This window comes from Microvirga sp. HS2, assembly GCF_055792805.1.
This window is the reverse complement of record NZ_JBVVAJ010000070.1, coordinates 1-8,266: the sequence shown is the minus strand read 5'-3', so window position 1 is coordinate 8,266 and position 8,266 is coordinate 1. Positions and strand designations below refer to the sequence as shown.

Annotated in this window: 6 protein-coding genes and 2 tRNA genes; 2 read left to right on the top strand and 6 right to left on the bottom strand. The window is 55.3% G+C overall.

The features are described 5' to 3' along the window. The first annotated feature begins 468 nt into the window (after positions 1 to 468). The gene (locus tag ACS5Q0_RS27025; RefSeq protein ID WP_473129719.1) at positions 469 to 723 is read left to right on the top strand and encodes a hypothetical protein; all 255 of its coding nucleotides are present in this window, start codon (positions 469 to 471) and stop codon (positions 721 to 723) included. Positions 724 to 947: 224 nt separating this feature from the next. Here the strand turns inward: ACS5Q0_RS27025 and rfbA are convergent, their stop codons facing one another. From rfbA to ACS5Q0_RS27000, 5 genes are all read right to left on the bottom strand, one after another. After that, a complete protein-coding gene (rfbA, locus tag ACS5Q0_RS27020) occupies positions 948 to 1,820 on the bottom strand; it encodes a glucose-1-phosphate thymidylyltransferase RfbA (RefSeq protein WP_473129718.1) in 873 nt (290 codons plus the stop codon). A gap of 118 nt (positions 1,821 to 1,938) precedes the next feature. Continuing rightward, positions 1,939 to 2,496, bottom strand: a complete 558-nt coding sequence (rfbC, locus tag ACS5Q0_RS27015) for a dTDP-4-dehydrorhamnose 3,5-epimerase (protein WP_473129720.1) — start codon at positions 2,494 to 2,496, stop codon at positions 1,939 to 1,941. Between the two features lie 41 nt (positions 2,497 to 2,537). Further along, positions 2,538 to 3,599, bottom strand: a complete 1,062-nt coding sequence (gene rfbB, locus ACS5Q0_RS27010; protein ID WP_473129717.1) for a dTDP-glucose 4,6-dehydratase — start codon at positions 3,597 to 3,599, stop codon at positions 2,538 to 2,540. A 496-nt stretch (positions 3,600 to 4,095) separates the two neighbouring features. Beyond that, on the bottom strand, positions 4,096 to 5,580 hold the full coding sequence (locus tag ACS5Q0_RS27005; RefSeq protein ID WP_473129716.1) for a phosphomannomutase: 1,485 nt from the start codon (positions 5,578 to 5,580) through the stop codon (positions 4,096 to 4,098). Between the two features lie 329 nt (positions 5,581 to 5,909). After that, positions 5,910 to 5,984, bottom strand: a tRNA-Gln gene (locus ACS5Q0_RS27000). Between the two features lie 156 nt (positions 5,985 to 6,140). On the opposite strand from ACS5Q0_RS27000, the gene ACS5Q0_RS26995 reads away from it, so the two are divergent. Beyond that, positions 6,141 to 6,217, top strand: a tRNA-Pro gene (locus tag ACS5Q0_RS26995). Positions 6,218 to 6,912: 695 nt separating this feature from the next. Here ACS5Q0_RS26995 and ACS5Q0_RS26990 read toward each other — a convergent pair. Beyond that, a complete protein-coding gene (locus ACS5Q0_RS26990) occupies positions 6,913 to 8,040 on the bottom strand; it encodes an acyltransferase family protein (RefSeq protein ID WP_473129715.1) in 1,128 nt (375 codons plus the stop codon). Between the last annotated feature and the right edge of the window lie 226 nt (positions 8,041 to 8,266).

Genomic DNA, 8,266 nt, shown 5'->3' with positions numbered 1-8,266 from the left:
CCGCCTGGGAAGCCGAGCGCAATCGCAACAGAGCCAAGGCGCATTGGCATTTCACCACCACGCAGGCTCGCTCCAAACTACGGCGGCTCTATCCTGCATGATCCCTGTGGCAAAGGACTAGGAGGCTCGTTCCGATGCCGGTGGTGCAGCAACTCAGAGGCCAAGTACATGACTGCTGTGTGGAGGCCAGCTCACGGCGAGCTACAGTACTTTCGGCAAAGTAGACTCGGCACGTCTTCATAATACGCCCGAGTTGACAAGAGACCCCCATCCAAGAAAAGCATCTTTATGAGCCCCTCGGATCTACTCCCATCTGGAAAGTCCGAAAAATCCTCCTAATTACCAAAAATATCCTGCCCTCTATTTGAGATAGCAAGTTAATATGAATATTTTCAGTCAATAACAGCCACTTGCATCCACTATCCGGCATAGAGTACATAGATTCCCCAGCGTCATTTAGGTTGATTCATGAAGAATGAAGAGCGCGCAGCGCATGAAATGATGATGCGTTCCGTGCGGGCTATGCTCTATGCTATAGCAGCTTATAGCCTGCTCTCGGTTCAAACCATTTACGACGGCTCCTATCTTGTAGTTGCCGCTGCCCTCTTTGTCGTCTCTATGGCAAGAGGCTCGCTTGTTCTAGTGCAATTATTATTGGGTGTTCTGTTTATACTGGCCATCATGTCTGACTGGCTTCAGCATGTAGTGGACAAGATCGCCTGACCCTGAAGTCCATTCAATGCGTCTGACGAGGAAGCTTACAAAACGCGGCGGCGCCTCAACTTGAGCATCGAGCATAGAAAGCGGCCGTCACTTCTGTATGCGTGCTCCGGTGCGAAATATCTCTATTACCAAACATCGCACCATTGGCCATCCGCTTGACCTAAGGGACCTGCCACCAGGGAGGCATTGCGCCTATACAGCCTCCGTTCTCACGGAGCATTGGCCTACATCCCTCCTTGCGCGAGAGCCAGAATGTATTGACCATAGCTGCTCTTAGAGAGGCGGCGACCGAGTTCAGCCAAATGCTCGCGGCTGATCCAGCCAGCGTTGAAAGCAATCTCTTCAGGACAAGCGATCCGGAAACCTTGACGCTTTTCAAGGGCGCGCACGAACTCGGAAGCCTCCAAAAGACTGTCTGGAGTCCCTGTATCCAGCCAAGCATAGCCGCGTCTCATCAGCTCGACATGCAGCTGCCCCATTTCGAGATAGGTACGATTTACATCCGTAATTTCGAGCTCGCCACGAGCAGAGGGTTTGAGCTTGGTCGCAATGTCGACGACCTGATGGTCGTAGAAGTACATCCCAGTGACAGCCCAACTTGAACGGGGTGCCTCGGGCTTTTCCTCAATAGAGATGGCTCGGCCATTCTCGTCGAACTCGACCACACCGTACCGCTCCGGGTCCGTCACATGATAAGCAAACACCGACGCCCCCAAAGTGCGCCCCCCAGCCGAGCGCAACAGATCTGTCAGGCCATGCCCATAGTAGATGTTGTCACCGAGAATGAGAACGGACGGCTCTCCGGCGACAAAATCTGCGCCAATGATGTAGGCCTGAGCCAAGCCTTCCGGCTTTGGCTGCTCCGCATAGGAGAGGCGGATGCCCCATTGTTCGCCCGTCCCAAGGAGTTGCTTGAAACGTGGCAGGTCGTCAGGCGTAGAAATAATAAGAATATCGCGCACTCTCGCTAACATCAAAGTTGTCAGCGGGTAATAGATCATCGGCTTGTCATAAATCGGAAGAAGCTGCTTCGACGTGACATTGGTCATGGGATGCAGACGAGTGCCACTCCCTCCAGCAAGGATGATCCCTTTCACGATCCCACTCCCTTATCTGCCATCCACGGGCGACAGTATCAGTATTGTCGTCTCAAATAGAGACCAAACCCCAAACAAGCTTCCCTGCTGCCACGTATTCAGAGTCTGGCTTCGCTCCTTATTCGAAATACGAAGGAATCTCCGCAAGCTTCGGCAACTTTCGATCTCTGTCCGAGAGGATCGCCCGACTTACGAGAACAGGCCATTCGATACCAAGCGCCGGATCGTCGAATGCAATTCCATGGTCATGGTCCGCAGAGTAGTAAGTGGAGACTTTGTATTGTGTCTCGGTATTTGGCTCAAGAGTGCAAAACCCGTGGGCAAAGCCCACGGGAATCAGGAGCTGCTGCCCGTTCTCCGCCGAAAGCTCCAGAGCTACATGTTGACCATAGGTTGGAGACGAGCGTCGAATATCCACTGCCACATCCAGGATACGCCCCCGTGTCACTCGAACGAGCTTGACCTGAGCAAATGGTGGACTTTGAAAGTGCAGACCGCGAACTGTGCCCACATCTGCCGAGAGGGAATGGTTGTCCTGCACAAACTCGTCCACGATCCCAGCCTCGGAGAATCGCTGTCGATTGTAGGTTTCGGAAAAGAAACCTCGATGATCTGAAAATCGCTTTGGCGTCACGATCTTCACGTCCGCTATTGCGGTCGGCTGAACATTTAACATCATCCGTTCCTGACTTTGTTCTACCGCCATACGTCACGCTCTCAGGCAACAACGCCGAGACGCTCGCCACGATATCCACCTGAGCGAACTCTCTCCCACCATGTGCGGTTATCGAGGTACCACTGGACCGTCTTGCGAAGACCGGTTTCGAAGGTCTCGGCAGGCTGCCAGCCCAGATCCCGCGCAATCTTGGTCGCGTCGATCGCATAACGGAGGTCATGTCCCGGGCGATCGGCGACATAGGTGATCAGCCCTTCCCTGGGGCCAATCCGCGCATCGGGAATCATCTCGTCCACCAATCCGCAGATCGCCTTGACCACATCGATGTTCGTGCGCTCGTTCCAGCCTCCGATGTTGTAGCTCTCACCCACCCTGCCCTTTTCGGCCACCAGAATGAGCGCCTCCGCGTGGTCGTCCACATAGAGCCAGTCACGGATGTTCTTGCCATCGCCATAGACCGGCAACGGCTTGCCCTCCAAGGCATTCAGGATCATCAGCGGGATGAGCTTCTCGGGGAAATGATACGGCCCGTAATTGTTGGAGCAGTTCGTCACGACGGCCGGCAGGCCGTAAGTGTGGTGCCACGCCCGGACGAAATGGTCCGATGCCGCCTTGGAGGCGGAATAGGGAGAATTCGGCTGGTAGGGAGTGCTCTCGTGGAACAAGCCATCCTCTCCAAGCGACCCGAAGACTTCATCGGTCGAGATGTGATGGAAGCGAAAATTCTCGTGGCGCTCTCCGCTCAGGGTTCGCCAGTACCGCAGGCTCTCCTGCAGCAGCACGAAGGTGCCGACTACATTGGTCTGCACAAACTCTCCGGGGCCATCGATGGAGCGGTCCACATGGCTTTCCGCCGCCAGATGCATGATCACATCGGGCTGAAAGCGCCCAATAATGTCCTGCATCCGGGTCGCATCGGCGATATCCGCCCGCTCGAAAGCAAAGCGGGGATTATCTGCAAACGAAGCAAGGGAATCGAGGTTGCCTGCGTAAGTGAGTTTGTCCACCACCAGCACCTGATGGGGGGTCGCACCGATCAGACGGCGGACGACGGCAGAACCGATAAATCCGGCGCCACCGGTCACCAAAAAGCGTTTTCTCATTTTGGCATACCTTCTGCCGTCTGCTTCGAGGCTCCCTAGAACCAAGTCGGAGACTGAAATTCGAGATGAAGACAGAAGTCAAGAGGCGGCATCTCAGACTCGGGATCCGCCATGGCAATCTGAAAGCAATTCGATTTTAAAATTAAATTGAACCCATTAAAATTGCCATTCAACACGCGTCAACTCGTTATATTCGCGAACAAATTGATGCTGAGATTTACGGACTACGAATAAAAAATTAAATTACACTATATAAAGACAAGCACATTAGCCAACCGGCACACCTGAGCCAAGTTTTATTCCGAACCTGGGGGTGTCGCTGCTCTACATTCAAAAATGCTGAACAATGTATCCTTTTATGACGTTTGATCACATCGGTCCAGCGTCGCCTTGCCGCCGCGGCCCGCCGGGCATCGGAAGCCGGCAGGCAGAATCCCTTCGACTGCCGGTCGTCCGCCGTTGAAATCAGATCGGGATCGTCACCGGGAAGGAGCGATCAGCTTCCGATCTGATGCGCTGCGACAGAAAGCCCCCAGTCCAGAAGGCTCTCCGCCCGGGATGTGCTTGCCGCCTCGACATAGACGCGCAGCTCCGGCGCATTCCCGGACGCGCGGAAGTGGACGATCTCGCCGTTGCTGGCGGTGACGCGCAGCCCATCCCTTGCATCGAGACTGGCTGCGCCACCGAGAGAGGCGAACAGGTCGCGGCGAAAATCGATGTCCTTTTGAATCCGAGAAAGGAAGAATCCTGTCCTCTCGCTTGCGACATTCTTCAGGCGGTTGCTCGCAGCAGCCTTGAAGGAGAAATCGGCAGCGACATCGGCGAGAGGCTGCGCGCGTGCGGCGATTTCGCTCAATGCGCAAAGAATCGGCAGCATGGCATCACGCGTGGAAAGCGCCTTGAGCAAGCGTCCTTCCTGCGCCACGTCGGAGCCGAGCAGCACACCGCCATTGGCTTCGAACCCAACCACCACGCGCGCACCGGACCCTATCGCCTCGCTCATGCCCTCGATCACATAAGGAGACCCGACCTTCGTCCGGATGATATACTTGAAAGCTCCGGATTCCTCCAATGCCGAATTGGACGTGACAGGCGTCACGATCACATCGGCACCCAAGCGGCGTGCGGTGAGGGCTCCGACGAGATCGCCGCGCAGAAACGCCCCCGTCCCGTCGGCGATCAGCGGACGATCCGCATCGCCGTCAGTCGACACGATCGCATCGAGGGACATCGTCTCCGCCCATTGCCGCGCCAGGGCCTCGTCCTCCGGCCGCAACGCCTCCGTGTCGACGGGGATGAAGCTCGTTGCGCGGCCGAGCGACACGACTCGCGCACCGAGGGCCTCAATCACATCAACGAGAATATCGCGCGCCACGGAGGAATGCTGATAGACGCCGATCGTGAGTTGAGACAAAGCCCCGGCGCCGAAGAAGTCCAGATAGCGTGCCTTGTAGGCGGCAATCAGGTCCATCTCCAGATCGACGGCCAGCGACGCCGGAACGGCACCAGGGGCTTCAAGCATTCTTTGAATATTCAGCCTGGCATGATGCGCAGAGATGCGAGCTTCGTCCTGCTTGTCGATCTCTCCCTCGGCTCGGTAGAATTTCAAGCCGTTGCGGTCTTCCGGGATATGGCTCCCCGTAACCATGACGGCGGGAACGCCGTGCCGCAAACCGTGATAGGCCAGCGCCGGAGTCGGCAAAGCACCACAATCGACCGGACGCAGCCCTGCGTCTCTCAATGCAGCGCGACAGATCCGTGCAATGGTGGGGCTGCTGGCGCGCAGGTCCTGCCCGACCAGCACCATTCCCTCCATCCTGTCCGCGGCACCGTCGTCCTTGAGCATCTCCGCGAATGCCCGCGTGTAGGCATAGGCCGGAACGCCGTTCAGCTCCGTCACGAGCCCTCGCAGCCCGCTGGTGCCGAATTTCAGGGAGGTTTCGCCGGCGCTTGCCGAATGGGATGAATCTGCCTGGGTCATGAGCAGATTATTAGGGCCGTGGAAGCTCTGGCGTCCAGGGACGCACGCGGATCCTTCGGAGTACCTCCGAGGGCACGGCGATGGCGCTCTGGATCGTCCAGAAATCAGTTCCTGTCCGGCGTTTCGTCACTGCCGGCTTATGGCCGATGAGAGCTGAGGCAAAGCTGCAGGGCAACGGTCTGAAATGACAAGGCTCGCCAAAGGCCTATCCGCAGATGTCGAGAGCCGTACGCACTGAGCAAGGCCATCGACGCCGAGGCGTCAGCACTCCTCTCGTTCATCGGGCACGCCCGTATCCTGACGAGAAGATCTGCGACATGAAAGGAATGTGGCTGGGGCGCCAGGATTCGAACCTGGGAATGGCGGTACCAAAAACCGCTGCCTTACCGCTTGGCGACGCCCCAATGGTGGGCGTGTACATAATCGGCGGCGCCGGTCCTGGCAACCCGGTTTTGCGAAGGTCCGGTCTCGAAAAAGATATCTGCCTCGAGGTGCAAAACCCCCTTGCGGCATCCGCCCCCCCTCGCTATAAGACCGGCCTCCCGATGAATAATCGGTGTCGGAGTGTAGCGCAGTCTGGTAGCGCACCTCGTTCGGGACGAGGGGGTCGTAGGTTCGAATCCTATCACTCCGACCATTTTCTCAAGGCCAAGCGCCACTTCCCGCAAAGCAGGCGCTATCCCTGGATAGAGTTCGTAGAGGACTATTCAAGGAATCTACCCTGTTCATACAGGTGGACTAGGCGTCGCCAGTGCCGAGATTATGGCCAGGTTTGATTCGGCTACTTGGCAAATTGCGAGGCGCACTTGTTCTCGGACCACCTCACTGAAGGCTTGGAGAGTGACATGAGCGTCCGAACGACCAGCGCGTTCAACTAAACCACACTCTCAGATTGAACTGGTACCCGGTTCGCACAACCCCTAGCCGAGGCGCTATAGGTTGTATCAGCCCCCCCACTCATTGAGAGACACTCACTTGCCCGATGTCATCCCGGACAAGCGGCAGAATCGAGTCAACGCCATGCGCACTCATGATCGGGAGAGCTACATGATCGAGCTGAACAGCTCGAAATCGTAACCCAGTGTGTTGCAGAGCAGTTTGTGGGAGCCATAAATGAGAATAAGGCGGTTCCCGCGCTGCAGAACTATTCGCCGATTACCTCGACCGCCCGGCCAAGATCTCCACAAGATGCAGCAAAAAGCCAGCCGGCCTGGAGTTTGCCACCAAAGAGCCTAAAGCCCGGGCAAAGGGTACCCGTGATTTGACCGACGCCCTTTCGCCGTCCTCCTCCTATTCCGAAAGGGAAATAGACGAGCAGCAAAGAGTCGCTAGCTAAACCGCGAGACGAGCAGAACGATCCGCCGCTACAATGGCCTCCGCATACCGAGCCCCTATCCGCCTTAAAGGCACCTCAACGAACCGATAGTTAAGCTCTGCACATATCAAAATGATAGCTGTCGCTAATACAATATAGACAAATGCAAATCGAACATCCGCTTGGGCCGCGGGATGTATAACTCGCACTATAGCCCGAGTTGCGCGATATGCTGGTAAATGAATGAGGTAAATTGCGAATGAGCGCTCACCAAACCAGCACATAATCCGGCGCAGTATTCCGTCGTTGATAAAATATCCCTTCTCATACGAGCAGAGCCAGATGATGAGCGCTGAAACAAGCGCAGCGACTCCCACGAAGAAGAACACGGGCTGGTAGCGGGTAAGCCCAACAAGGCAGATCACAAGCAAGACAGGGATGACAATCCGCAGCCAAGAATCGCCAATTTTAGGCTCAAAGATCTTATAACTTGGAGTTTCAGACCAGAGAGCCAATAAGACACCGAGCATTAACGCATCAGTTTTAATCGCACCAAAAATATTAGATCCAGGTTCTCGGGGAATAAATAACTGCACCAAAACTATTGCAATCAATACAATTGATATCTTCTTCCTAGACACAAATATTAGAAATGGGAGCAACAAATAAAACTGCTCCTCTAGAGACAAACTCCAGTATACACCAAAACTCCCACACTGCCGGGTAATCCAAGCACATTCATAACTTCTTATATTCGCGACATGCGTCAATATAGAAACAGCATCAGCAAGATCTCTCTCGGACACCTTTCCATTTGCGATCGAGTAGATAGTCAACGGGAGGAAAAGCCATAGCCATGCCGAAGGTGTGATACGGTAAAATCTCCTCACCCAAAACGCAGCAGTTTCTCTCCAAAACCCCTCACCCGATGCCTCCAGCATCTTGCCCGATAAGCTTTTCATAATGACAAAGCCAGAGAGACATAAGAAGAGGTCCACGCCGACATAGAAGCCCTTGGACGCTCCCTGCCATGATTTTGTATCCCCAGGCAACAACCCGGGCATATGGGCAATCAGAACCATACCGATGGCGATGGCCCGTACAGCCTGCAACTCCTGATTATAACGCTTATGAGAATCCGCCATGAGCCCACCCGGGAGACAATACCTGTGCTATGGCACAACCGTTTGGCATATGACAAGTTATAACGTCACATGCGAACAAATACTTATAGCACAACTAAAGAAGCACTAGTCCTTTGCCACAGGGGAGCTGCGGGATGGTTCGAGGGGGTGTAAACTGAGCGGATCTGAGGGAGGGCTCTCCCATGCTCAAGCGCTATCTTGTCGATCTCACCCGCCGCGAGCGCAC

Coding starts and splice junctions, on each gene's coding strand:
- ACS5Q0_RS27025 (WP_473129719.1), top strand. CDS start 469: ATGAAGAATGAAGAGCGCGCAGCGCATGAAATGATGATGCGTTCCGTG.
- rfbC (WP_473129720.1), bottom strand. CDS start 2,496: ATGTTAAATGTTCAGCCGACCGCAATAGCGGACGTGAAGATCGTGACG.
- rfbB (WP_473129717.1), bottom strand. CDS start 3,599: ATGAGAAAACGCTTTTTGGTGACCGGTGGCGCCGGATTTATCGGTTCT.
- ACS5Q0_RS27005 (WP_473129716.1), bottom strand. CDS start 5,580: ATGACCCAGGCAGATTCATCCCATTCGGCAAGCGCCGGCGAAACCTCC.
- ACS5Q0_RS26990 (WP_473129715.1), bottom strand. CDS start 8,040: ATGGCGGATTCTCATAAGCGTTATAATCAGGAGTTGCAGGCTGTACGG.